We start from the raw sequence: 22,367 nt of genomic DNA, 5'->3' as shown, positions 1-22,367 counted from the left end.
AAAATAGTTCATCTTTGGAAGACATCTCATGGCAATCAAGCAGCAATGGAGCATTGTCCTGGCGCTGGCGGCATCCGGCGCATCCGCCGTCGAGGCGCCGATCCAGAGCGTGACCCTGTATCCCGGCAGCGCCACGGTCGAGCGCGTGGTGCAGGTCACGCCTGGCATGAGCCAGGTCGAGATCAGCGGCCTGCTTGCCAACTTCAGCACCGACACCGTGCGGCTGCAGGCCGACCCGGGCATCCAGGTCGGGCAGGTGCTCACCCGCGACCAGGCGGCGGCAGAGAATCCGAGCCCGCGCGAAGCGGCACTGGAGGCGAATATCCAGGCGCTGCAGGACCAGGCGGCGCTGCTCGATGCGGACCATAAATCGGCGCAGCTGGTCCAGGGCTACCTGGAGCGTCTGGGCGGCGGCGAAGGCGCAGGCCGCGCCGCTCCCGCCGACCCCAGGGCCCTGCCAGGCATCCTGGACGCAATCCGCAAGGGCGGCAGCGATGCGCTGGCCCGCATGCACGAGGCCGAGGTGAAGAAGCGCGCCTTGACGAAGCAGCTCGAGGCCCTGAAGCTCGACCTGTCCAGGCTCCAGGCCAGCACGCGCGAGAGCCGCACCATGACGGTGGCGGTGTCGGTGCGGCAGCCGGGCAGGATCCTGCTGAGCTACCAGGTCAATCGCGCCGGGTGGAAGCCGGCCTACCGCGCCTCGCTCGACTCGCATGCCTCCGTCGTCGAACTGGAACGGATGGCGGCGATCTCGCAAAAGACCGGCGAGGCCTGGAGCAAGGTCAAGCTGCGCCTGTCGACCGGGCAGCCGAACCTGGCTGCCTACGCGCCCGATCCTTCCCCGTGGCTGCTGAGCTGGCAACCGCCGCAGCCGCCGCAGCCGCAGCAAGAGGCGCAGGGAGCGATCCGGTACCGCTACGCGCGTCCGCCTGCGCCGCCACCGGCGCCGTCGCCCGTGATGGTGAGCGGTTCGCGCATTGCCCAGGCTGACGACTACATTGCGCCCGTTATCGAAATGCAGGGCACATTCGCCACCGAATTCGAGGTGCCGGCGCGTGTCGACCTGGCGTCGGACGGCCGCGAGATCTCGGTCGCGCTGTCGACGCAAAAGCTCCCGGTCAGGCAGCAGGTGCGCATCGCACCGCGCGACCACAAGGACCTGGCGGTGCTGACCATCGATGCGGCGCGTCCGGACGGCGACTGGCTGCCGGGTCAGGTGCAGCTGCGCCGCGACGGTTCCTACGTCGGCGTCCTGCATTGGAACCCGCGCGCCAGCGAGCGCTTCAGCATGGCCTTCGGCCGCGATCCGCTGGTGCGGGTGGCCGTCGAGCGCCGCAACGAGAAGTCGGGCGAGGTGGGCCTGCTCAACCGGGAAAACCAGAAGCGCATCGCCGATACCTACGTGGTGACGAGCTCGCACCGCCAGCCGATCGACATCCTGGTGCTGGAGCCAACCCCGGTCAGCCAGTCGGACAAGGTGCAGGTGAAGGTCGCACTGCGTCCGGAAGCGAACCTGAAGGATTGGCAGCAGCGGCGCGGCCTGGTGGGATGGGAACGCACGCTCCAACCCAAAGAGACGGCGCGCTTCGACGTCGATTACGTGATCGACTATCCGACAGAGGGAAGCGTGCAGGGCTTGCCCTGAAGCGGCCGGAGGGATCGCTACTGTTCCCCCCGCCGTGGGGCTGTTATCCGCAGCCGGCGCCGCTTATCTTGCCAGGAATGACAAGACCCGGCCGGCTGCATGACAACAGCATGCGGCGGTCTCTACACCCGGAACGAACCATCATGATCGACACCCTCTACAAGAGCTGTGCCGCAGCCGCCGTGCTGCTGGCGCTCGGCATGCCGGCCGCCGCGCAGGCCGCTCAGAACACTCCCCACCAGCCGGCGGCGAACGCATCCGCACAAGGCAAATACATCGAACGGGGACGCTACCTCGTGAAAGTCGGCGGCTGCAATGACTGCCACACTGCCGGCTATGGCATGAGCGCCGGCAAGGTGGCGGAAAAGGACTGGCTCCAGGGCGACCAGCTCGGCTGGCGCGGCCCCTGGGGCACGACCTATCCGACCAACCTGCGCCTGTCGATGAATGCGGTAGGCGAAGAAGAATGGATCAGGATGGCGCAAACCATCCAGACCCGTCCGCCGATGCCCTGGTTTATCCTGCACGAGATGGACAAGGAAGACCTGCGCGCCATCTACCGCTTCGTGCGTCACCTCGGCCCGGCAGGCAAGCCGGCGCCGGCCGCGCTGCCCCCGGGCGTCGTACCGAAGGGGCCGGCGATCCAGTTCCCGGCCCCGCCGCAGCCGCCCAGGCAGGCACCGAAATAATCGTTCACCTGGCGGCGTGCCGGCCACAGCGCCCGGCGCCCGCCATCTCTTACGGCGTCGCCTGCACGGGCGCCGCCTGGCCAGGCTCCTGCACGATCGGCGCCGGCTCGGCAAACTCCGCATAGACCCAGTCTCCGCCGGCCTGCACCACCCCCTCGGGCGGCGTGCGCTCGCGCTGCGGCGTGCCCGCCAGCGCCACGCGCATGTAGTCGACCCAGACCGGCAGCGCGAGGGTGGAGCCGAATTCGCGGCTGCCCAGCGAGCGCGGCTCGTCGTAGCCCATCCACGCGACCGCCACCACCTTGCCGCCGTAGCCGGCGAACCAGCCGTCGATGGCGTTGCTGGTGGTGCCGGTCTTGCCCGCGAGATCGCTGCGGTTCAGCAGCCGCGAGGCCTGGGCTCCGGTGCCGACGCGGGCCACGTCGCGCAGCATGGAATCGAGGATGAAGGCGTTGCGGGCGTCGAGGACACGCGAATTTTCCCTTTCCTCCTCCTGCAGCGGGCGCGGCCTGCCGCTCTCGAACAGCAGCTTGCCGTCGCGGTCGTGGATGCGCATCGCCAGCTGGGGCTCGACCCGGTAGCCGCCGTTGGCAAGCACCGCATAGGCGCCGGCCAGCTGCAGCGGCGTCACGGCGCCCGTGCCCAGCGCCAGCGTCAGGTTGCTCGGGTGGCGCGCCAGGTCGAAGCCGAAGCGTCCCAGGTGTTGGCGCGCATAGTCGACGTCGAGCGCGCGCAGCATGCGCACCGCGGGCACGTTGCGCGAATGCGTGAGCGCATGGCGGATCGTCACCGGGCCTTCGAACAGGCCGTCGTCGTTGCGCGGCGACCAGCTGGCGTAGGCTTTCTCATCCGAAAAATCGAGCGGCTCGTCGAGGATGGCAGTGCCGGGGAAGAAACCGCGCTCCAGCGCCGCCGAATACACGAAAGGCTTGATGCTCGATCCCGGCTGGCGCCAGGCCTGCGTCACGTGGTTGAGCTTCTGCAGCCCGTAGTCGAAGCCGCCGACCAGCGCGCGCACCGTGCCGGTCTGGGCGTCGAGGGCGACGAAGGCGGAGGCCACCTGCGGCAGCTGGGTGATCGCCCAGGCGTTCTTGCCGGAAGGAGCGATGCGCACCACCGCGCCCGGCGCCAGCTTGAGACCGGCCTTGGCCGCGGGCGACAGGGCAGGGGCGGCGAAGGCCAGTCCGGCGCCCTGCACCTCGATCGTCTCGCCGTCGCGGGTGGCGACCCGAACGCGCCTGGGCGAGGCCGACAGCACCACGGCCGGGGTGAAGCCGGTGACCGCGGGACGCTTCTGCAGCGCATCGACGATCGCGTCCGCGCGTTCTTCCTGCGCCTTCGGCAGCGCGATGCGCGCCTCGGGGCCGCGGTAGCCGTGGCGGCGGTCGTAGGCGATCGCATTGCGGCGCACCGCCTCGTAGGCTGCCAGCTGCTCCGCCGCATTGACGCTGGTGGTGACCGTGTAGCCGTGCTCGTAGGCGGCCTGGCCGAAGCGGGCAAAGGCCGCCTGGCGCGCCAGCTCGGCGACGTATTCCGCCCCCGCACCGGGGCCGCCGCCATCGCGCCGCACGCGCAGGGGCTCGTCGAGCGCGCGCCGGTACTGCGCATCGCTGATTCTGCCCAGCGCGAGCATGCGCTTGAGGACGGCGCGCTGGCGCTCCTGCGCGCGCTCGGGGTTGGCGACCGGGTTGTGGCGCGAGGGATTCTGCGGCAGGCCGGCCAGCATCGCCGTCTCGGCCAGGCTCAGCTTGTCCAGCGGCTTGCCGAAATAGGTGCGCGCCGCGCTGGAAAAGCCGTACGAACGCTGCCCGAGGTAGATCTGGTTCATGTAGACCTCCAAAATCTGGTCCTTGGACAGGGCCTGTTCGATCTTGTAGGCCAGCGCCACTTCGGTCAGCTTGCGCGGCAGGGTCTTGTCGCGCGACAGGAAGAAGTTGCGCGCCACCTGCATGGTGATGGTCGAGGCGCCCTGGCGGAAATTGCCCAGCGCGGCCAGGTTGGCCTTGGCGGCGCCCAGCGCGCGGATCCAGTCGATGCCGCCATGCTCGTAGAAGCGCGCGTCCTCGATGGCCAGCACGGCGGCTTTCATCAGGGGCGGGATCTTCGCGATCGGCACGAAGTCGCGCCGCTCGGTCCCGAATTCGCCGATCAGTACCTTGTCGGCCGAATAGACCCGCAGCGGGATCTTCGGACGGTAGTCGGTGACGGCGCCGATGTCCGGGACCTCGTCCAGGATGCCGGCCGCGGCCGGCGCGGCGGCGAGCGCGGCCAGCAGCGCAGGAAGCGCAGCGAGGCGAAGGAGAAGGGGCGGGCGGGAGGGATGGAAAGGTGGCTGGAAGCTGGGCATGGTGGTGCGTCTGGTTGAAGGCTGCGGCAAGGACTGGATAGGCATGGGCGGCATCATACTGCCGGCCCGGCGCGCGTGCACCCGGCGCCGCCAAGGTAGCGTCGGATGCCTTCGCCGGGCTCAGTCGGCGCTACCCTGGCGCGCCGCATCCCCGCGCGCAGGGCCAGGCCGCTGCCGTGCGCATGGTCGACCAGGATGTCGCGCTACAGCAGGTATTCCCTCGTGCAGGCGGCCAGCTGCGCCGCGAGACGCTCGGTGATGCGTTGCGTGGCTCCGGCGAACGCGCCCGGCTCGGCGAAGAACGAGTAGCCGAGCCTACCAGCGCCGATACAGGCCGAGGCCGAGGCCGCGCTCGCGGGCTCCGTTGCCGCCGCTGCGGGCGAAACTCGCGCCGACCCTGCCGCCCCAGTCGCGCGACAGGTAGTGGACCCAGGTCAGGCTGCCGCCGCCGGAACGCGCCCGTCCCCCGGTGAGGGAGAGCGGATCGTCGCTGCGGCCGCGGTTGGCCGTTGCCTCGAGGTAGCTGTCGCCGCTGCCCGTGTAATACCAGCGCGCCAGCAGGCGGTCGCCCGAGCTGCGCGTGCCCGCGGACACGATATTCTGGCGGCGCAGCTGGACATAGAAGTTGCCGGTGTAGCGGGCCAGGCCCAGCCCGTAGATGTTGACCCGCTCGTCGAAACGTAGCACGTCGTCGCTGAGCGACACTTCCCATCCATTGCCGAGCGACTGGTAGAGCTCAATGCGGCCGGAACGCGATGGGAATAGGCGCCCGGCCGGTGCGCGCTGGTAGCGCAGGTTGGCATAGGCTCCCTGCCACAGGGGCGCATAGGCATCGATCGCCCAGGCGCCGTCGCTGCGGTCGAAGCGGTGCGCGCGCAGCGCCTCGAAGCCGATCGAACCGCCTTCCAGGTAGCGGCGCACGCTCAGTGTCTGGTCGTTCCAGCGCGCGCCCGCGCCTGCACCCGCGTCCTGCCAGTTGCCGGTGACGCCCGCGGCCCAGGCCTGGCCGGGGAGGATGGCGGCATCGAAGCTGGCGCCCGGCTGGCGCTGCGGCTGCATCGCGCGTAACAGGGCGTCGGCCTCGCCCGCATCGGCGCCGGCAGCGCGCGCCTCTTCCAGGGCGGCCCGCGCGGCGCCGGTGTCGCCGGCTGCGCGCAAGGAGCGCGCCCGCGCCATCAGGATGGCGGAGTCGCCGGGACGCAGGGCGGCGGCGCGCCCATAGGCCTCGGCGGCCCTGGCCGGCCGGGCTTGCCATGCATGGAGGTTGCCGAGGGCGAACCAGACGTCGGCATAGTCCGGCGCCGTCCTGGCTGCCGCCGTCAGGTCGGCTTCGGCCTCGGGCCAGCGCTCCAGGCGGCTGAGTACGATGCCGCGCCCGAGCAGCACATCGGCATTGCCCGGCGCGCGCACCAGCAGGGCGTCGTAGGCCGCCAGCGCCAGTTCGGGCTGGCCGGCGTTGGCGAGCGCGCGGGCGCGCGCATAGTGTTCATCGAAGGAAGCGGTGGCGGGCGCCTGTGCCTGGACGGTCTCGGCGGGAGGCTGCTGGTAATCGAAAGGCATGGACTCGGCAATGGAAGAAACGGAGGCGGCCGGGCCGCCGGACAGGCAAGACTGTGCCCGAGCGCTGGACGAGCGTCAATCCGACCGCCCGTTCGCGTCAGGCAGTATCGCGCAAAATCGTCAATTATGGCAAATCTGCCGGGATTGCCCGGAAACGCTCGCGGCCCTGCGCGGCCTAGTTGCCGCGCCCCGCCTCGCCCTCGAGCAGGCGCCTGCTGCGCAGGTAGCCGTCCGGGTGGCTGGCCGCATACGACATGGCCTGGCGGAAAAACTTCGGCACCTTCTCCTGCTTTTCGTCGAGCCGGTCGAACAGGGCCGCCAGCGGCGCCGCCGGGATGCCGTGCGCGCGCAAGGCGCGCGCCGCATAGTCGTCGGCCGCCAGTTCCATCTCGCGCGAATATTCCATGTTGCTCAGTACGGCCGGCAGGCCGGCGGCGACGGCGCTGAAGTCGCCGAACAGGGTGGCCGACAGCGCCGCCGTCAGCGAGGAACGCGTGATGGTGCGCACGCTGTGGCGCATCTCGATATGGCCGACCTCGTGGGCCAGCACGCCGGCCAGGGCCGCCGCCGCGCGCGCGTCCAGGTCGTTGTTCTTGCCCATCACCATGCGCACCATGTCGTCGGTGAGGACGATGGTGCCGTCGGGGAAGGCCAGCGCGTTCGGACCCAGGTGCGGCGCCGCATGGACCCGCAGCCGCAGCGGAATGCGCGGCGCGGCGGGCTGGACCCGTTGCAGGATGCCGGCCAGCGCGGCGATCCGGTCCTCGCTCAGCTGCGAAGGCTGCAGGATGCCCTGGCGCTGCAGCAGGGCGAGGGCGTTGCGGCCGAGCGACAGGTCGGCCGACGGCGGCACCGCGCGAGACAGGCGCTCGGCGGCAGCCGGGATGCCCCAGTGCCAGGCAGAGGCGATCAGGGCCACCAGCAGGATCACGGCAGCCAGGGCGGCCACGGTGTGCTCCTGCCAGCGCACTACCCAGGACTTGCGGTAGCCGAGCGTGGCGGCCAGCAGTGGACGCATGGCGGGGTCGAGGACTTCGGCATGGGCGCCGTCCTCGAAATACAGGACCGCGGGGGCGTGCTCGAAGGGTTCGGCAAGGCGCGTGGCCGCGGCGCTGTAGCTGCGCGTGATTGCGTCGCCGCGCAGGTGGATGGCGCCGTCGCCGGCGAGAAGCTCGACGACGTGCAGGCGTGCGCTGCGGCCATCGAAGTAGTGTGCTGCGCTCATTGGATTCATGTCCTTGCCGGATGCCTTACCAGGAGAGGTCGATGCCGAAGCCGTCCGCGACACTGTCGCCGGCCGCGCCCGAGCGGGTGACCACGTGGGCCGCGGCCGCCTCGATGTCGCCGTCGACCTCGATGTGCAGGTGCGCCAGCCGGAAGCGGTACACGCTGACCACGGCGAAAGGGCGGTACAGGCCGAGGGTGAGCAGGGTCAGCAGGGTGTTCTTCGTCTGCAGGCTCATGAAGTCGTAGGCCGGCAGGGTGGAGCGGAAGCGGATGCCGGGGAAGCCCGTATGCGACCAGGCCAGGTTGGATGCCCTCACCAGGATGTAAGGCCCCATCAGCAGGTAGACCACATAGGTCGCCACGGCCATGGCCGCCAGGCCGAACAGCATGACCGCCACGCCCCCACCGCGGGCGATGGCGCCGACGATGCCGGCCGCGAACACCGCGCCGAGCATGGACAGCAGCACCAGGCCGCCGGCCACCAGGTAGAAACGGTAGAAGCGGCGCGCCTTGACATCGTAGTGCGCATGCTGGTCGCCGAACAGCAGGTGGGCATGCTGGAAGCGGCGGATCCGCGCATGCATCAGCGGCCACAGCAGGTAAAGCGGCAGCGGCAGCGCGGCCAGCCAGGGCTGCCCCGGATTCAGGGCCAGCAGCACGCCCGGCGCCAGGAAGGTGAAGGCGGGCGGCAGCCAGGTGAGGTAGGCCTGCGCCACGCTGCCGTCGAAGCCCAGCCGCAGGCCGCGGTAGCTGGTGTTCCCCAGGCGGAAGCGCAGCGCGCCGCGCATCAGGAAGGGGAAGGCGAGCAGCAGGCCGGCGATGGTCGCCAGTCCGAAGGTGGTCGAGAAGCCGAAAGCATAGTGGTAGGCGACCAGCAGCAGCACCGCCAGGATCCGGCCTCTCAGGACGGCGCGCGGGTCGCCGTGAAAGTCGAAGCTGGCGCCCGCCAAGTGCGTGTTGCGGTCGAAATACTGCAGCCGGCGCACCTTGGCCCAGGCCGAATAAATGCCGAGCGTGGCCAGCGTCAGCAGCAGGTTCACGATCCAGATGCGGAAATATTCCTTGCCGTCGCCGGTGAAAGCGAGCGCCAGGGTGCGCGGCTGGGCGGCGGGGGGAAGGACGTCGGCGGCGGGCGGGTCGGAAAGGGTATGCATGGCTGGCCAGTAAAAAACACAGTATAGGCAGGCACCCGGCCGGTCGGTCAATTGCTGGGGCATATTCTGCGCGCCATCGTGCGCCGGCCTGTCATGGCGATGTCGACTTTTCCCTTGGCAATTGGCTGTAGATGGACCCGCGTTGGCATGGTGACCAGAAGTATTTGCGCGGTTTAAGGTATAATTTCTATTTCCCGCGCGTGCCATTCGGCACCTCAGTACACATGACCAAATTCGTATTCGTCACTGGCGGCGTCGTGTCTTCCCTCGGCAAGGGGATCGCGGCCGCTTCCCTCGCTGCGATCCTCGAATCGCGCGGTCTCAAAGTCACCATGCTCAAGCTCGACCCGTACATCAACGTGGACCCGGGCACCATGAGCCCGACCCAGCACGGTGAAGTGTTCGTCACCGACGACGGCGCCGAGACCGACCTCGACCTGGGCCACTACGAGCGCTTCATCAGCACCCGCATGAAGAAGGTGAACAATTTCACCACGGGCCAGATCTACGAATCGGTGATTCGCAAGGAGCGCCGCGGCGAGTACCTCGGCAAGACCGTGCAGGTGATCCCGCACATCACGAACGAGATCCAGGACTACATCCGCCGCGGCGCCGAAGGCGTCGACGTGGCGCTGGTGGAAATCGGCGGCACCGTCGGCGACATCGAGTCGCTGCCCTTCCTCGAAGCCGCGCGCCAGCTGTCGCTGCGTTCGGGCCGCAAGGGCGCGGCTTTCGTGCACCTGACCCTGGTGCCCTGGATCGCCTCGGCCGGCGAACTGAAAACCAAGCCGACCCAGCACTCGGTGCAGAAGCTGCGCGAGATCGGCATCTCGCCGAACGCGCTCCTGTGCCGCGCCGACCGCCGCATCCCGGACGACGAGCGCGCCAAGATCTCGCTGTTCGCCAATGTGGAAGAGCAGGCCGTGATCTCGGTGTGGGACGTGGACACCATCTACAAGGTGCCGCAGGTGCTGTGCGACCAGGGCCTGGACGACATCATCCTGGAAGCGCTCGGCCTGGAAGCGCCGAAAGCCGACCTGTCGATGTGGACGAAACTCATCCACACCCTGGAAAACCCGAAGCACGAGATCACCATCGGCATGGTGGGCAAGTACGTCGACCTGATCGAATCGTACAAGTCCCTCACCGAGGCGCTGCGCCACGCCGGCATCCACACCGAGAGCCGCGTCAACATCGAATACCTCGACTCCGAAGAAATCGAAGAGCGCGGCTGCGAGCACCTGGCGAAGTACGACGCCATCCTGGTGCCGGGCGGCTTCGGCAAGCGCGGCGTGGAAGGCAAGATCATGGCGGCGCGCTACGCCCGCGAGAACAAGATCCCCTACCTCGGCATCTGCCTGGGCATGCAGGTCGCGCTGATCGAATACGCGCGCCACGTGGCCGGCCTGCCGAACGCCAACTCGACCGAGTTCGACCCGGACACCGACCAGCCGGTGGTCGCCCTGATCACCGAATGGCAGAACCATGACGGCCGGGTCGAGCGCCGCGATACGAATTCCGACCTGGGCGGCACCATGCGCCTGGGCGCCCAGACCTGCGCCGTGAACCCGGGCACCCTGGCCGCCGAGATCTACGGCAACGTCGTGACCGAGCGCCACCGCCACCGCTACGAAGGCAACAACTTCTACCTGCCGCGCATCGAGGCGGCCGGTCTGGTGATCTCGGCGCGCACGCCGAATGAAGACCTGCTCGAGATCATGGAACTGCCGCGCAGCGGAGCCGATGCGCACCCGTTCTACATCGGCGTACAGTTCCACCCGGAGTTCAAGTCGACCCCGCGCAACGGCCACCCGCTGTTTACCGCGTTCATCCAGGCAGCCCTGACGCACCAGGCGGCCAACACCAAGGTGGCGGCGAACAATGCTTCGTCGCTGCAAGGAGATGCAGCATGAAACTCGCCGGTTTCGACGTCGGCCTCGACCACCCGATCTTCCTGATCGCGGGCACCTGTGTGATCGAATCGCGCCAGATGGCGCTCGACACCGCGGGCACGCTGAAGGAGATCACCAGCAGCCTGGGCATCCCCTTCATCTACAAGTCCTCGTTCGACAAGGCCAACCGCTCGTCCGGCAAGTCTTTCCGCGGACCGGGCCGCGACAAGGGCCTGGAGATCCTGGCCGACGTGCGCCGCGAGATCGGCGTGCCGGTCCTGACCGACGTGCACGACGAAGAAATGATCCCGGAAGTGGCGAGCGTGGTCGACGTGCTGCAGACCCCGGCATTCCTGTGCCGCCAGACCGACTTCATCAACGCCTGCGCGCGTTCGGGCAAGCCGGTCAACATCAAGAAGGGCCAGTTCCTGGCGCCCGGCGACATGAAGAACGTGATCGACAAGGCGCGCGCCGCCGCACGCGAAGCGGGCCTGCCGGAAGATAATTTCATGGCCTGCGAACGCGGCGCCTCGTTCGGCTACAACAACCTGGTGTCGGACATGCGCTCGCTCGCCATCATGCGCGAGTCGAACTGCCCGGTGGTGTTCGACGCGACCCACTCGGTGCAGCTGCCGGGCGGCCAGGGCACCTCGTCCGGCGGCCAGCGCGAGCACGTGCCGGTGCTGTCGCGCGCCGCAGTGGCGGCCGGCATTGCCGGCCTGTTCATGGAAACCCACCCGGACCCGGCCAATGCAATGTCCGACGGTCCGAACGCGGTGCCGCTCGGCCGCATGAAGGAACTGTTGACGACCCTGGTCGAGCTCGACCGCATCGTCAAGAAGACAGGTTTCCTGGAAACCGACTTCAAGTAAGAACAGCGACATTGCGATGCGCTGGTGCGCCACTGCGCCGTGCGCCCGGCCGCCCGGTCCACGGCGCAGTGGCGCACCAGCGCATTTGCTACAATGCTATCGGTTTGCCTGCGACGCCTTCACCCGGGACGCAGCCGCTACAGATTTTTTCCCCCTTCGGAGACTGAAAAACATGAGTGCTATCGTTGATATCATCGGCCGCGAAATCATTGACTCGCGCGGCAACCCGACCGTGGAATGCGACGTCCTGCTGGAATCGGGCGTGATGGGCCGCGCCGCCGTGCCCTCGGGCGCCTCCACCGGTTCGCGCGAAGCGATCGAGCTGCGCGACGGCGACCCGAAGCGTTACTTCGGCAAGGGCGTGCTGCAGGCCTGCGAGAACATCAACACCGAGATCTCCGAAGCGATCATGGGCCTGGACGCCAATGAGCAGGCCTTCCTGGACCGCACCCTGATCGACCTCGACGGCACCGAAAACAAGAGCCGCCTGGGCGCCAACGCCATGCTGGCCGTGTCGATGGCCGTGGCCAAGGCCGCTGCCGAAGAAGCCGGCCTGCCGCTGTACCGCTACTTCGGCGGTTCGGGCGCGATGCAGATGCCGGTACCGATGATGAACGTCATCAACGGCGGCGCGCACGCGGACAACAACCTGGACATCCAGGAATTCATGATCATCCCGGTCGGCGCACCGTCGTTCAAGGAAGCGCTGCGCTACGGCGCCGAGGTGTTCCACACCCTGAAAAAGATCCTGCACTCCAAGGGCCTGAACACGGCAGTGGGCGACGAAGGCGGTTTCGCCCCGTCGGTGGCCAACCACGAGGAAGCGATCAAGCTGATCATGCAGGCGATCGAGCAGGCAGGCTACGTGGCCGGCCAGGACATCGCCATCGGCCTCGATTGCGCCGCCAGCGAATTCTACAAGGACGGCCGCTACGTGCTGGAAGGCGAAGGCCTGAGCCTCTCCGCCGCCGACTTCACCAACATGCTTGCCACCTGGTGCGACCGCTACCCGATCATCTCGATCGAGGATGCCATGCACGAAGGCGACTGGGAAGGCTGGGCCACGCTTACCGCTGCCCTGGGCAAGCGCGTTCAGCTGGTGGGCGACGACCTGTTCGTCACCAACACCAAGATTTTGAAAGAAGGCATCCAGAAGGGCATCGCCAACTCGATCCTCATCAAGATCAACCAGATCGGCACCCTGACCGAGACCTTCGCCGCCATCGAGATGGCCAAGCGCGCCGGCTACACCGCCGTGATCTCGCACCGTTCGGGCGAGACCGAAGATTCGACCATCGCCGACATCGCCGTGGGCCTGAACGCCCTGCAGATCAAGACCGGCTCGATGTCGCGCTCGGACCGCATGGCCAAGTACAACCAGCTGCTGCGCATCGAGGAAGACCTGGGCGACGTCGCCACCTACCCGGGCCGCGACGCGTTCTATAATCTGAAGTAATCCCTGAGCAATCCGTAAGCACTGAAACGGGCCGGACTGCCTTCACGGGCGTCCGGCCCGCCATTTGGCACACCGTACGATCATGCGACTCATTACCATCGCGCTTGCCGTCCTGCTGCTCCTGATCCAGTACCCCCTGTGGCTGGGGAAGGGCGGCTGGCTGAACGTCGCCGACATGCGCGACCAGGTCGAGAAGACCCGTTCCCGCACCGAAGTGCTGGAGGCGCGCAACGCCAAGCTCGACTCGGAAGTGCGCGACCTGCGTGAAGGCCTGGGGGCCATCGAGGAGCGCGCCCGCTACGAGCTGGGCATGATCAAGCAAAATGAAATCTTCGTGCAGGTCTTGCGCAAGGACGAGCAGCCCGCGGTCTCGATGACCGTGCCGCCGCCCCCGCCGGCCCCGAAGGAAAAGAAACGTTGAGCGCGCCTGACGCTCCCACACCGGCCTCGAACAGCATGTCCCAAGCACACCCATCTCTCGATTCACTCGATGCGATCGCCGACTTCCTGGCCGAGGCCTTCGAGGACGGCGACGGCGCGACGATCGGCGCCGCGATGCAGGCGGTTGCGCAGGCGCCCGGCCTGGCGGCGCTGGCCGCCGCCGTCGGCATGCCGCGCGAGGACCTGCAGGCCGCCCTGCTGGCGGACGAGTTCAACCTCGACCTCACCCTCGAAATCATGAAGGTCGTTGACCTGCACCAGTCGGGTGGACGGGGCTGATCCGCCCGGTCCCCGAACATCAAAAACGCGCCTTCCGGCGCCATGCCGTTCAATCAAGCTTTTCTAGGGTGGACGGCTTCGCCGTCCGCGTGTTCAACGTCCATCAGAATGGATGCAGCACATGCGTTTCACGCACTGTCTGAACGCGTGCACGGCGAAGCCGTGCACCCTACGATCGTCTCACTGAACACCATGACGCCTTCCGGCGCGTTTGTCGATGTGGAGCCGCTATGCGTTCATCAGTCAGACGACGCTTCGCCCTGCGTCGAGCCTGCGCCCTGTTCCAGGAAGGAGCGCAGCATCCAGGCGTTCTTTTCATGCACTTCCATGCGGGTGGTCAGCATGTCGGCGGTGGGGAAGTCGTCCAGGTCGTCGGCCACCTTCACGCCTTCGCGCATGGTGCGCACCAGGATCTCGTTGCCTTCGACCAGCTGGCGGATCATTTCCTTGGCCGACAGGACGTCCGGCTCTTCCTTGATGCTCGACAGTTGCACGTAGCGCTGCGAGGTCGCAGGCGCGAAGTGGCCGAGGGCGCGGATGCGCTCGGCGATCTCGTCCAGCGCGTTCCACTGCTCGGTGTACTGCTCTTCGAACATCACGTGCAGGGTCGAGAACATCGGCCCCGTCACGTTCCAGTGGAAATTGTGGGTCTTCAGGTAAAGCATGAAAGCATCGCCCAAGACGGTCGACAAGGACTCGACGATCTTGGCGCGGTCTTCGGTGCTGATTCCAGTATCCATGTGCATCGTTTTTCTCCTGAGGTTAATGCAGTGTTCGTAAGGAAATGACAACACTGTCAAACATGCATCAGCTTAGCACCCCTGAAAAAAATGCGCGTTTTGAGTGTTCCGGTTCAAACACGGGGCGGTGAGCATGTGTGCACCTTGCCGTGCTGCCCGTCTTTACGATGCCGGGAGCACTTGCCAGGGAAGCGCTGCGACGACGAAAGCGCTGGCGATCTACGCATTCGCGGAGCCGAAGCCCTGGCTCAGGGAGCCAGCAGCGCTTCGAGAACGGCGCGCGTCGCCGGGGGAACCGGGGTCGGGCGCTTGGTCGTGCGGTCCACATAGACGTGCACGAAGTGCCCGGCGGCCGAGGGCAGGGCCTCGTCGTTGCGGTACAGCGCGATCTCGTAGCGCACGCTGGAATTGCCCAGCTTCGCCACCCGTACGCCGGCATGCACCGTGTCCGGGAAGGAGATCGGACTGAAGTAGGAGCAGCCCGTCTCCACCACCAGGCCGACCGTCGTGTCCTGGTGGATGTCCAGCACGCCCCTGGCGATCAGGTAGCGGTTGACCGCGGTGTCGAAGAAGCTGTAGTAGTTGACGTTGTTGACGTGCCCGTAGCTGTCGTTGTCCATCCAGCGCGTGGGAATCACGAGGAAATGGGGGAACGCGCTACGGGGCAGGTTTTTCATTGCCGACCTTAGTTGATCGACCCGCTGGCCGGCATCATTGTCTCCACTGGGGTGTCGACGGCGAACAGCTGGGCGCAGTCCACCTTGTCGAAGGCGTAGTGCTTGCCGCAGAAGTCGCAGTTGATGCCCAGCTCGCCCAGGTCGGCCAGGGCCGATTCGACCTCCTGCTGGCCCAGCATCTTGAGCATGTTGCCGACCTTCTCGCGCGTGCAGCTGCAATGGAACTGCGGGTGCTGCGGATCGAACACGCGGATCGTCTCTTCCCAGAACAGGCGCTTGAGCAGGGTCTCGATGCCCGTCGCCAGGAGCTCCTCGCGCTTGAGGGTCTGGCCCAGCATCACGGCGCGGTTCCAGGTTTCCAGGTCTTCCGCTTCCGAGGCCTGCTTCTGCTGGTCGTCCTTGCCGCTGTGGCGCGGCAGCTTCTGCAGCAGCAGGCCGCGCGAGACCTGGTCGTCGGCGGCCAGCCACAGGCGGGTGTCCATCTGCTCGGAACGCAGCATGTAGTTCTCGATGACGGTCGCCATGTCCTCGCCCGTCAAGGGAACCACGCCCTGGTAGGGCTGCTGGCCCGGCAGCTTGTCGGCCGGGTCGAGCGTGATCACGAAGCGTCCCTTGCCCCCGACGTTGAACATCTGGGTCAGCGTCGCGTCGTCGGCCAGCTCGGCGTCCGGCGCCAGTTTCGCGGTCGCGCGGATGCGCAGCTGGGCGTCGCATTCGACCACCAGCAGGCGCACCGGTCCGTCGCCGAAGATCTGCATCACGATGGCGCCGTTGAACTTCAGGTTGGCCGAGAGCAGGGCGCTGGCCGCCACCATCTCGCCGAGCGCGGCGCGGACCGCCTTCGGGTAGGCGTGCCGGGCCTGGATCTCGCGCCAGGTGTCGGAAATCTCGATCAGCTCGCCGCGCACGGCCGCGTTGTCGAAGATGAATTTTTGCAGGGTATCGCGGGTTGCGCTCATCGCTTCAGTCGTCATTCTTTATCCAATTTTCTTGAGCTGCGCCTTGAACAGCTGGCCGCGCGCCACGTAGCTCGCGGCGCTGGCCTGGAGGCGCAGCAGGTCGTCTTCCGTCAGGGTGCGTACGAGCTTGGCAGGCGAACCGAGAATCAGCGAACCGTCCGGGAACTCCTTGCCTTCAGTCACCAGCGCGCCGGCGCCCACCAGGCAACCCTTGCCAATCCGGGCGCCGTTCAGGATCACCGCCTGGATGCCGATCAGCGAACCGTCGCCCACCGTACAGCCATGCAGCATGGCCTGGTGGCCGACGGTCACGTTCTTGCCCAGCGTAAGGGGGAAGCCCATGTCGGTATGCATCACCGTGCCTTCCTGCACATTGCTGTTCTCGCCGATGGTGATGCGTTCGTTGTCGCCGCGCAGCGTCGCGCCGTACCACACCGAGGCGTTGGCTTCGAGCGTGACCTTGCCGATCAGGGTTGCCGAATCGGCCACGAAAGCCGACGCGTCGATGTCGGGCGCAATCTCGCCCAGCTGGTAAATCGCCATGGATGTGCTCGCAGAAGCCGAGGTTGATTGAAATGCCGCTATTGTAAACCCTGCGGCGAGCAGCGTCCGGTCGCTAGAAAATGGGGCCGCCCTGCGGAATATCAAGCATACGGCTATAATGCGAACGGTCGTACTTTTTTGACCGATTCTTGATTGAGCCAGCATGCATCCATCCCGTTCCGAATTCCTCACCGTGCGCGGCCTGCGCACCCACGTCCGCCATTGGGGCCGCGAAGGCGCGCCGAAAATCTTCATGCAGCACGGCTGGATGGACGTGTCGGCCTCGTTCCAGTTCGTGGTCGACGCGCTAAGGGGCGACTGGCACGTGATCGCCTTCGACTGGCGCGGTTTCGGGTTGAGCGAGCGCTCGCATTCGGACACCTACTGGTTCCCGGACTACCTGGCCGACCTGGAAGCCGTGCTCGACCATTACGCGCCGGGCGAAGCGGCTGGCGCGCCCCGCGTCAACCTGCTGGGCCACAGCATGGGCGGCAACATCGCCAGCCTGTATGCGGGTGTCCGGCCGCAGCGCATTGCAAAGTTGATTAATCTGGAAGGTTTCGGCCTGCCGGCAAGCCGGCCCTCGCAGGCGCCGGGCCGCTTCGCCAAATGGCTGGATGAACTGCGCGCCAAGCCCGGGATGCGTGGCTACGCGAGCCTCGGCGAGGTGGCGGCGCGCCTGCAGAAGACCAACCCGCGCCTCCCTGGCGAGCGCGCCGCCTTCCTGGCGGAGCACTGGTCGGCGCAGGATCCGGATGGCCAGTGGCGCATTTTGGGCGATCCGGCGCACAAGATGACCGGTCCGCTGCTGTACCACGCGGACGAAGTGCTGGCCTGCTGGACGCAGGTCACGGCGCCGGTGCTGTGGGTCGAGGCCGAGGAGACGGATATGTGGCGCTGGATGGGACCGAAAGAGCAGGCGCGGGCGGAGATCGACCGCCGGCGCGCGCACCTGGCGGATGTGACGGCGCGCATGATGCCGGGGGCGGGGCATATGCTGCACCATGACCAGCCGGCCTTGTTGGCGGGGATGATCGAGGCCTTCCTGACGGGCGGTGAGGTACCGGGCTAAGCGTGGGAAATTGGGCGCAGGCCCTGGCCCAGGTTCATAGCGCCGCGCTACCGTTGCAGGCGGTCCTCACCCGGCATCCCACTAATTGCCGTCAAGAAACGCCTGTGCTACAGTCCCATTCCGAACCGCGCCATCGGGCGCGATCGATGAACTGACAGGACACCCATGCGATTTCGAGCCGCCCTCGCGCTCTGCGGCGCCCTCCTGGCGGCAGGCTGCACCGTTCCCTACAGCCCGGCCCCGCTAGCCACCAACTTCCCGAGCACCCAGCAGGCCAAGCTGCAGGCTGCCGCCCACTGGGGCGTCATCGCGCGCCATATGGCGGGCCAGCTCGGCCCCTCGCTGAAGGTCAACGCGCGCCGCCCGCTGTACGTGAGCGCGCAGCAGTCGAGCGCCTTTGCCAAGGGTGTCAGTGCGCACCTGGTCACGGCCCTCGTCCACGACGGCTACACCGTCGTGAAAGTGCCGGACGCGAACACGCTGCGCATCGAGCTCGACACCCAGGTGCTCGCCTTTTCGCCCAATCGGCCCCAGTACAAATTCGCCGGCGAGCGCACGACGCTGGTCGCAGGCGCCTGGGCGCTGACCGGCATCGACCGCAGCATCGAATTCCTGGCCAGCGCCGCCATCGTCGGCCAGGACGCCTATGCCTGGTTCCGTTCCCAGTTCGCCACCGGCGCCACGCCGAAGACGGAAATCATCGTCAACCTGTCGCTGGCCGACGACAGCCGCTACTACGCGCGCTCGACCGCCGTGTACTACACGCTCGACAGCGACCGCGCCCTGTACGACGCCGCCCACCAGCCGACCAAGACCTTCGCGGTCCGCAACCATTGAATCCCGCCATGCGATTCCCAACCCTTCCTGTCGTCCTGTCTGCCCTGCTGGCCCTGCCGCCGCTGCTCGCCGGCTGCTCCACGCAGCCGCAGGAAGACACCAACTACACCTCGGTGTCGGCCAATGCGTTCGTTGCCGCCAACTACCGCGCCGCGGACGCGCTGGCGCTGCAGCTGCGCGGCAAGCTGGATGGCGAGAAGCCGCTCATCATGGCGACCATCGTCAACATCGATGCGCTGGAACACACGTCGATGCTGGGCCGCCTGGTCTCCGAGCAGCTCTCGACCCGCCTGGCCCAGGGCGGCATGAAAATGCTGGAAATGAAGCTGCGTAACAGCGTCTACCTCAAGCGCGGGCAGGGCGAACTCATGCTCACGCGCGAGATCGGCGACGTCGCCCACACGCACAACGCCCAGGCCGTCGTGGTGGGCTCGTATGCCGAAACCCGAGACGCCGTGTTCATCAACGTCAAGGTGATCCAGCCGACCACCAACCTGGTGCTTGCCGGCCACGACTACGTGCTGGCAAAAGAGGGCACCGTGCGTTCGATGCTGCAGTCCCACTGATCTCTCCAGCCCAGGCGGAGCGTGCCGGCGGCACGGCAGGCGATTGACGCGTACAATGTTCCGCTCCATCGCCATTGTGTCTGCCGTACCATGAAAGTCGATCTCCACTGCCATTCCAACGTCTCCGACGGCGTGCTCGCACCCGGCGCCGTCGCCGCCTATGCGAGAGCGGGCGGTGTCGACGTGTGGGCGCTGACCGACCATGACGAGATCGGCGGCATCAAGGGCGCGCGCCAGGCGGCCGGCGAACTCGGCATGCGCTTCGTGGCCGGCGTCGAGATTTCCGTCACCTGGGCCAATGAAACCGTGCACATCGTCGGCCTGCAGGTCGACGAGGACAACCAAGCCCTGATCGCAGGACTGGCGGCCACCCGCAACGGCCGCGAGGCGCGTGCCCGCGACATCGCCGCCCAGCTGGCAAGCGCCGGCATCCCGGACGCCTACGACGGCGCGCTGCGTTATGTCGGCAACCCGGACCTGATGTCGCGCACCCACTTCGCACGCTACCTGGTCGAGCTCGGCATCTGCGGCACGCCGGCCGAGGTGTTCCGCAAATACCTGACCGAAGGCAAGCCCGGCTATGTCCCGCACCGCTGGGCGACGCTCGAGCAGGCGGTCGGCTGGATCCGCGGCGCGGGCGGCATTCCCGTGATCGCGCATCCGGGACGCTACCCCTTCAGCGACACGGCCGAAGGCGCGCTGTTCGACGAGTTTCGCCAGCTCGGCGGCAACGCCATCGAGGTCGTGACGGGCAGCCATACGCCGGACCAGTACCTGGGCTATGCCGAAGTGGCGCGGCGCTACGGTTTCCTCGCGTCGCGCGGCACCGATTTCCACGCGCCGGGCGAGGCGCGCGTCGAGTTCGCCGAGCTGCCGCCGCTCCCTGGCGGGCTCAAGCCGGTCTGGCACGACTGGTTCTGAGGGCAACCGCGAAGCCCCGGAAACGGGGCTTCGCGGGCTCCCGTCCTATGGCCGAGCCCTTGAATTTCCCGTTTTGCAGCCCAATCTTGGCAGCCTGACATCATCCTGCTGCCCGGAGGCTCCGTCCATGAAACGCATCGTCCTGTTCCTTGCCACTAACCTTGCCGTCGTGCTGGTGGTGTCGCTGGTGCTCAACCTGCTCGGCGTGGGACGCGCCGTCTCGGGACAGGGGATCGACATCCAGGCGCTGGCCGTGTTCTCGCTGGTGGTCGGCTTCACCGGTTCCTTCATCTCGCTCCTGATGAGCAAGCCGATGGCCAAGTGGTCGACTGGCGCGCGCGTGATCGAGACACCCGCCAACGGCACCGAGCGCTGGCTGGTCGACACCGTGCGCAAGCTCTCCGAGCGCGCCGGCATCGGCATGCCGGAAGTGGCGGTCTACGAGGGCGAGCCGAACGCCTTCGCCACCGGCGCCTTCAAGAATTCGGCCCTGGTGGCCGTGTCCACGGGCCTGCTGGCCAACATGGACCAGGACGAGGTCGAGGCCGTGCTCGGCCACGAGGTCGCCCACATCGCCAATGGCGACATGGTCACGCTCACCCTGATCCAGGGCGTGGTGAATACCTTCGTCGTGTTCCTGGCGCGCGTGGTCGGCTTTTTCGTCGACAAGATGCTGTTTCGCAGCGAAGGCCGCGGGCCCGGCATCGGCTACATGATCACGGTGTTCGTGTGCGAGATCGCGTTCGGCATCCTGGCCTCGATCATCGTGGCCTGGTTCTCGCGCAAGCGCGAATTCCGCGCCGACGCCGGCGCCGCCAGGCTGATGGGCACCCCGGTACCGATGCAGCATGCGCTGGCCCGCCTCGGCGGCCTGGCGCCCGGCGCGCTGCCTTCGTCGATGGCCGCATCCGGCATCTCGGGCAGCGGCGGCGGCTGGGGCGCGCTGTTCTCGACCCACCCGCCGATGGAGCAGCGCATCGCCGCGCTGCAGGCGCTGCGCTAACCACCACATAAGGAAATGGCACCCCGATGGCCCAATACTTCCAGATCCATCCCGACAACCCGCAGCCGCGGCTGCTCAAGCAGGCTGCCCAGATCATCCGCTCGGGCGGGATCGTGGCCGCGCCGACCGATTCGGCCTACGCGCTGGTGTGCCGGCTAGACGACAAGGGCGCGGTCGAGAAGCTGCGCCGGATCCGCGGCGTCGACGACAAACACCACCTGACCCTGCTGGTGCGCGACCTGTCCGAAATCGCCCACTTCGCCCGCGTCGACAACACGCAGTACCGGCTGCTCAAGGCGACCACGCCGGGGCCCTACACCGTGATCCTCGAGGCCACCCGCGAAGTGCCGCGCCGCCTGTCGCACCCGTCGCGCAAGACCATCGGCCTGAGGGTTCCCGAAAACCACATCCTGCTGGCCCTGATCGAGGAGCTGGGCGAACCGCTGATCGGCACCACGCTGCAGCTGCCGGGGGACGAGCACATGCTGTCCGATCCCGACGAAGTGCTGGAGCGCCTCGGCAAGCAGATCGAACTGGTGATCGACGGCGGCGCCGGCACGCTCGAGCCGACCACGGTGATCGACCTGACCGGTCCGGCGCCGGAACTGGTGCGCGAAGGCAGGGGGGATCCGGCCGCATTCGGCCTGTGATCGATGTTGTTCGCGTAGGGTGGTCGGCTCCGCCGACCGCGCGTTCAGACAGAGGGAGAATGGCTGATGAGCGTGTATTCATCGTCTGCTTGAACGCGCGTTCGGCATAGCCGAACACCCTACGTCTTCAGGCCTGCTTAACTGCCGGCTACCCCGGACCTGATAGAATCCCCCCATGGATCCAGAACTCATACGCAACATCGCCGTCTACGCGCTCCCCGTTCTTTTTGCGATCACCCTGCACGAAGCCGCCCACGCCTACGTCGCCCGCTATTTCGGCGACAACACCGCCTATGCCGCCGGGCGCATGACGCTCAATCCGCTGGTGCACGTCGACATCCTCGGCACCATCGTGATCCCGATCGTGCTGTACCTGACCAGCGGCTTCGTGTTCGGCTACGCCAAGCCGGTTCCCGTGGACTTCAGCCGCCTGCGCAATCCCAAGCGCGACATGGCCTGGGTGGCGCTGGCCGGCCCGGGCGCCAACTTCATCATGGCCTTCATGTGGCTGGTCTTTGCCGTGTTGCTGGTCTCGTTCGGCGTGAACGAGGAATTCCCGCACAAGGTGGCGCAGGCCGGCCTGTTCGCCAACCTCCTGATGTTCGCCTTTAACCTGCTGCCGATCCCGCCGCTCGATGGCGGCCGCGTGGTCACGAGCATGCTGCCGACCCGACTGGCCTACCAGTTCTCGCGCATCGAGCCGTACGGCTTCTTCATCGTGCTGGCGCTGATTTTCCTGAACGTGCTGGCGTTCTGGGTGATGCCCGTCATGCAGCTGGGCCGCGTGCTGCTGCAGCTGATTGCCTCGCCGCTGACGATTCTGCTCACCTGATCTGC

The 22,367-nt window shown here is 67.2% G+C and carries 22 protein-coding genes; 14 read left to right on the top strand and 8 right to left on the bottom strand.

The genetic code is table 11. The features are described from left to right. The first annotated feature begins 28 nt into the window (after positions 1-28). Together AC56KL_RS04055 and AC56KL_RS04050 are read left to right on the top strand one after the other, a co-directional pair. On the top strand, positions 29-1,645 hold the full coding sequence (locus tag AC56KL_RS04055; protein WP_497178847.1) for a DUF4139 domain-containing protein: 1,617 nt from the start codon (positions 29-31) through the stop codon (positions 1,643-1,645). A 143-nt stretch (positions 1,646-1,788) separates the two neighbouring features. Further along, positions 1,789-2,334 carry a cytochrome C gene (locus tag AC56KL_RS04050; RefSeq protein ID WP_497178846.1) on the top strand — a complete coding sequence of 182 codons (546 nt, stop codon included), beginning with the start codon at positions 1,789-1,791 and terminating at the stop codon, positions 2,332-2,334. A gap of 49 nt (positions 2,335-2,383) precedes the next feature. Here AC56KL_RS04050 and AC56KL_RS04045 read toward each other — a convergent pair whose 3' ends face one another. From AC56KL_RS04045 to AC56KL_RS04030, 4 genes are all read right to left on the bottom strand, one after another. Beyond that, complete coding sequence (locus AC56KL_RS04045) at positions 2,384-4,681, bottom strand: penicillin-binding protein 1A (RefSeq protein ID WP_497178845.1); 2,298 nt, start codon at positions 4,679-4,681, stop codon at positions 2,384-2,386. A 315-nt stretch (positions 4,682-4,996) separates the two neighbouring features. Continuing rightward, positions 4,997-6,241: a YaiO family outer membrane beta-barrel protein gene (locus tag AC56KL_RS04040; RefSeq protein WP_497178844.1), complete on the bottom strand. Its 1,245-nt coding sequence runs from the start codon at positions 6,239-6,241 to the stop codon at positions 4,997-4,999. A 175-nt stretch (positions 6,242-6,416) separates the two neighbouring features. Next, the gene (locus AC56KL_RS04035) at positions 6,417-7,466 is read right to left on the bottom strand and encodes a M48 family metallopeptidase (protein WP_497178843.1); all 1,050 of its coding nucleotides are present in this window, start codon (positions 7,464-7,466) and stop codon (positions 6,417-6,419) included. 25 nt (positions 7,467-7,491) lie between these two features. Then, the gene (locus AC56KL_RS04030; protein WP_497178842.1) at positions 7,492-8,622 is read right to left on the bottom strand and encodes a YjgN family protein; all 1,131 of its coding nucleotides are present in this window, start codon (positions 8,620-8,622) and stop codon (positions 7,492-7,494) included. Between the two features lie 224 nt (positions 8,623-8,846). Between AC56KL_RS04030 and pyrG the strand changes: the two genes are divergently transcribed. The 5 genes from pyrG to AC56KL_RS04005 all read left to right on the top strand — a co-directional run bounded on the left by pyrG (position 8,847) and on the right by AC56KL_RS04005 (position 13,562). Beyond that, positions 8,847-10,535, top strand: coding sequence for a CTP synthase (pyrG, locus tag AC56KL_RS04025; RefSeq protein ID WP_497178841.1), 1,689 nt, complete (start codon positions 8,847-8,849; stop codon positions 10,533-10,535). Beyond that, positions 10,532-11,386: a 3-deoxy-8-phosphooctulonate synthase gene (kdsA, locus tag AC56KL_RS04020; protein WP_497178840.1), complete on the top strand. Its 855-nt coding sequence runs from the start codon at positions 10,532-10,534 to the stop codon at positions 11,384-11,386. Before pyrG ends, kdsA begins: the two co-directional genes overlap by 4 nt. A gap of 172 nt (positions 11,387-11,558) precedes the next feature. Beyond that, positions 11,559-12,842 carry a phosphopyruvate hydratase gene (eno, locus tag AC56KL_RS04015; protein ID WP_497178839.1) on the top strand — a complete coding sequence of 428 codons (1,284 nt, stop codon included), beginning with the start codon at positions 11,559-11,561 and terminating at the stop codon, positions 12,840-12,842. A gap of 82 nt (positions 12,843-12,924) precedes the next feature. Continuing rightward, positions 12,925-13,263, top strand: a complete 339-nt coding sequence (gene ftsB, locus AC56KL_RS04010) for a cell division protein FtsB (RefSeq protein ID WP_497178838.1) — start codon at positions 12,925-12,927, stop codon at positions 13,261-13,263. A 35-nt stretch (positions 13,264-13,298) separates the two neighbouring features. Beyond that, a complete protein-coding gene (locus AC56KL_RS04005) occupies positions 13,299-13,562 on the top strand; it encodes a helix-turn-helix domain-containing protein (protein WP_497178837.1) in 264 nt (87 codons plus the stop codon). A 239-nt stretch (positions 13,563-13,801) separates the two neighbouring features. Here AC56KL_RS04005 and AC56KL_RS04000 read toward each other — a convergent pair whose 3' ends face one another. From AC56KL_RS04000 to AC56KL_RS03985, 4 genes are all read right to left on the bottom strand, one after another. Then, the gene (locus AC56KL_RS04000) at positions 13,802-14,308 is read right to left on the bottom strand and encodes a Dps family protein (RefSeq protein ID WP_497178836.1); all 507 of its coding nucleotides are present in this window, start codon (positions 14,306-14,308) and stop codon (positions 13,802-13,804) included. 242 nt (positions 14,309-14,550) lie between these two features. After that, positions 14,551-14,979 (bottom strand): acyl-CoA thioesterase, encoded by a 429-nt coding sequence (locus AC56KL_RS03995; protein ID WP_497178835.1) that lies wholly within the window; start codon positions 14,977-14,979, stop codon positions 14,551-14,553. Between the two features lie 8 nt (positions 14,980-14,987). Further along, on the bottom strand, positions 14,988-15,938 hold the full coding sequence (hslO, locus tag AC56KL_RS03990) for an Hsp33 family molecular chaperone HslO (protein WP_497178834.1): 951 nt from the start codon (positions 15,936-15,938) through the stop codon (positions 14,988-14,990). A gap of 18 nt (positions 15,939-15,956) precedes the next feature. Beyond that, positions 15,957-16,481 (bottom strand): gamma carbonic anhydrase family protein, encoded by a 525-nt coding sequence (locus AC56KL_RS03985; protein WP_497178833.1) that lies wholly within the window; start codon positions 16,479-16,481, stop codon positions 15,957-15,959. A gap of 163 nt (positions 16,482-16,644) precedes the next feature. Between AC56KL_RS03985 and AC56KL_RS03980 the strand changes: the two genes are divergently transcribed. The 7 genes from AC56KL_RS03980 (at position 16,645) to AC56KL_RS03950 (ending at position 22,362) form a co-directional block, all read left to right on the top strand. Beyond that, positions 16,645-17,553 carry an alpha/beta fold hydrolase gene (locus AC56KL_RS03980; protein WP_497178832.1) on the top strand — a complete coding sequence of 303 codons (909 nt, stop codon included), beginning with the start codon at positions 16,645-16,647 and terminating at the stop codon, positions 17,551-17,553. Between the two features lie 165 nt (positions 17,554-17,718). After that, a complete protein-coding gene (locus tag AC56KL_RS03975) occupies positions 17,719-18,390 on the top strand; it encodes a hypothetical protein (protein WP_497178831.1) in 672 nt (223 codons plus the stop codon). A gap of 8 nt (positions 18,391-18,398) precedes the next feature. Continuing rightward, a complete protein-coding gene (locus AC56KL_RS03970) occupies positions 18,399-18,956 on the top strand; it encodes a FlgO family outer membrane protein (RefSeq protein WP_497178830.1) in 558 nt (185 codons plus the stop codon). Between the two features lie 90 nt (positions 18,957-19,046). Continuing rightward, positions 19,047-19,877, top strand: coding sequence for a 3',5'-nucleoside bisphosphate phosphatase (locus tag AC56KL_RS03965; protein WP_497178829.1), 831 nt, complete (start codon positions 19,047-19,049; stop codon positions 19,875-19,877). A gap of 127 nt (positions 19,878-20,004) precedes the next feature. Further along, positions 20,005-20,880, top strand: coding sequence for a protease HtpX (gene htpX / locus AC56KL_RS03960; protein ID WP_497178828.1), 876 nt, complete (start codon positions 20,005-20,007; stop codon positions 20,878-20,880). 26 nt (positions 20,881-20,906) lie between these two features. Continuing rightward, entirely contained in the window at positions 20,907-21,530 is a 624-nt protein-coding gene (locus tag AC56KL_RS03955) for an L-threonylcarbamoyladenylate synthase (RefSeq protein ID WP_497178827.1), read from the top strand. Positions 21,531-21,705: 175 nt separating this feature from the next. Then, positions 21,706-22,362, top strand: coding sequence for a site-2 protease family protein (locus tag AC56KL_RS03950; RefSeq protein ID WP_497178826.1), 657 nt, complete (start codon positions 21,706-21,708; stop codon positions 22,360-22,362). Positions 22,363-22,367: the final 5 nt, after the last annotated feature.

This window comes from Telluria sp. ZB4P34 (assembly GCF_059686055.1).
The sequence above is the reverse complement of the archived record's forward strand: the minus strand, read 5'-3'. Positions and strand labels throughout refer to the sequence as shown.

Excerpts from the sequence above, each read along its gene's own strand:
- AC56KL_RS04055 (WP_497178847.1), top strand. The coding sequence starts at position 29 with ATGGCAATCAAGCAGCAATGGAGCATTGTCCTGGCGCTGGCGGCATCC.
- AC56KL_RS04040 (WP_497178844.1), bottom strand. The coding sequence starts at position 6,241 with ATGCCTTTCGATTACCAGCAGCCTCCCGCCGAGACCGTCCAGGCACAG.
- AC56KL_RS04035 (WP_497178843.1), bottom strand. The coding sequence starts at position 7,466 with ATGAGCGCAGCACACTACTTCGATGGCCGCAGCGCACGCCTGCACGTC.
- pyrG (WP_497178841.1), top strand. The coding sequence starts at position 8,847 with ATGACCAAATTCGTATTCGTCACTGGCGGCGTCGTGTCTTCCCTCGGC.
- kdsA (WP_497178840.1), top strand. The coding sequence starts at position 10,532 with ATGAAACTCGCCGGTTTCGACGTCGGCCTCGACCACCCGATCTTCCTG.
- eno (WP_497178839.1), top strand. The coding sequence starts at position 11,559 with ATGAGTGCTATCGTTGATATCATCGGCCGCGAAATCATTGACTCGCGC.
- AC56KL_RS03975 (WP_497178831.1), top strand. The coding sequence starts at position 17,719 with ATGCGATTTCGAGCCGCCCTCGCGCTCTGCGGCGCCCTCCTGGCGGCA.
- AC56KL_RS03995 (WP_497178835.1), bottom strand. The coding sequence starts at position 14,979 with ATGAAAAACCTGCCCCGTAGCGCGTTCCCCCATTTCCTCGTGATTCCC.
- hslO (WP_497178834.1), bottom strand. The coding sequence starts at position 15,938 with ATGAGCGCAACCCGCGATACCCTGCAAAAATTCATCTTCGACAACGCG.
- AC56KL_RS03965 (WP_497178829.1), top strand. The coding sequence starts at position 19,047 with ATGAAAGTCGATCTCCACTGCCATTCCAACGTCTCCGACGGCGTGCTC.
- AC56KL_RS04000 (WP_497178836.1), bottom strand. The coding sequence starts at position 14,308 with ATGCACATGGATACTGGAATCAGCACCGAAGACCGCGCCAAGATCGTC.
- AC56KL_RS04045 (WP_497178845.1), bottom strand. The coding sequence starts at position 4,681 with ATGCCCAGCTTCCAGCCACCTTTCCATCCCTCCCGCCCGCCCCTTCTC.
- AC56KL_RS04005 (WP_497178837.1), top strand. The coding sequence starts at position 13,299 with ATGTCCCAAGCACACCCATCTCTCGATTCACTCGATGCGATCGCCGAC.
- AC56KL_RS03970 (WP_497178830.1), top strand. The coding sequence starts at position 18,399 with ATGCGATTCCCAACCCTTCCTGTCGTCCTGTCTGCCCTGCTGGCCCTG.
- AC56KL_RS03980 (WP_497178832.1), top strand. The coding sequence starts at position 16,645 with ATGCATCCATCCCGTTCCGAATTCCTCACCGTGCGCGGCCTGCGCACC.
- AC56KL_RS03955 (WP_497178827.1), top strand. The coding sequence starts at position 20,907 with ATGGCCCAATACTTCCAGATCCATCCCGACAACCCGCAGCCGCGGCTG.
- AC56KL_RS04050 (WP_497178846.1), top strand. The coding sequence starts at position 1,789 with ATGATCGACACCCTCTACAAGAGCTGTGCCGCAGCCGCCGTGCTGCTG.
- AC56KL_RS04030 (WP_497178842.1), bottom strand. The coding sequence starts at position 8,622 with ATGCATACCCTTTCCGACCCGCCCGCCGCCGACGTCCTTCCCCCCGCC.
- AC56KL_RS03950 (WP_497178826.1), top strand. The coding sequence starts at position 21,706 with ATGGATCCAGAACTCATACGCAACATCGCCGTCTACGCGCTCCCCGTT.
- AC56KL_RS03985 (WP_497178833.1), bottom strand. The coding sequence starts at position 16,481 with ATGGCGATTTACCAGCTGGGCGAGATTGCGCCCGACATCGACGCGTCG.
- htpX (WP_497178828.1), top strand. The coding sequence starts at position 20,005 with ATGAAACGCATCGTCCTGTTCCTTGCCACTAACCTTGCCGTCGTGCTG.
- ftsB (WP_497178838.1), top strand. The coding sequence starts at position 12,925 with ATGCGACTCATTACCATCGCGCTTGCCGTCCTGCTGCTCCTGATCCAG.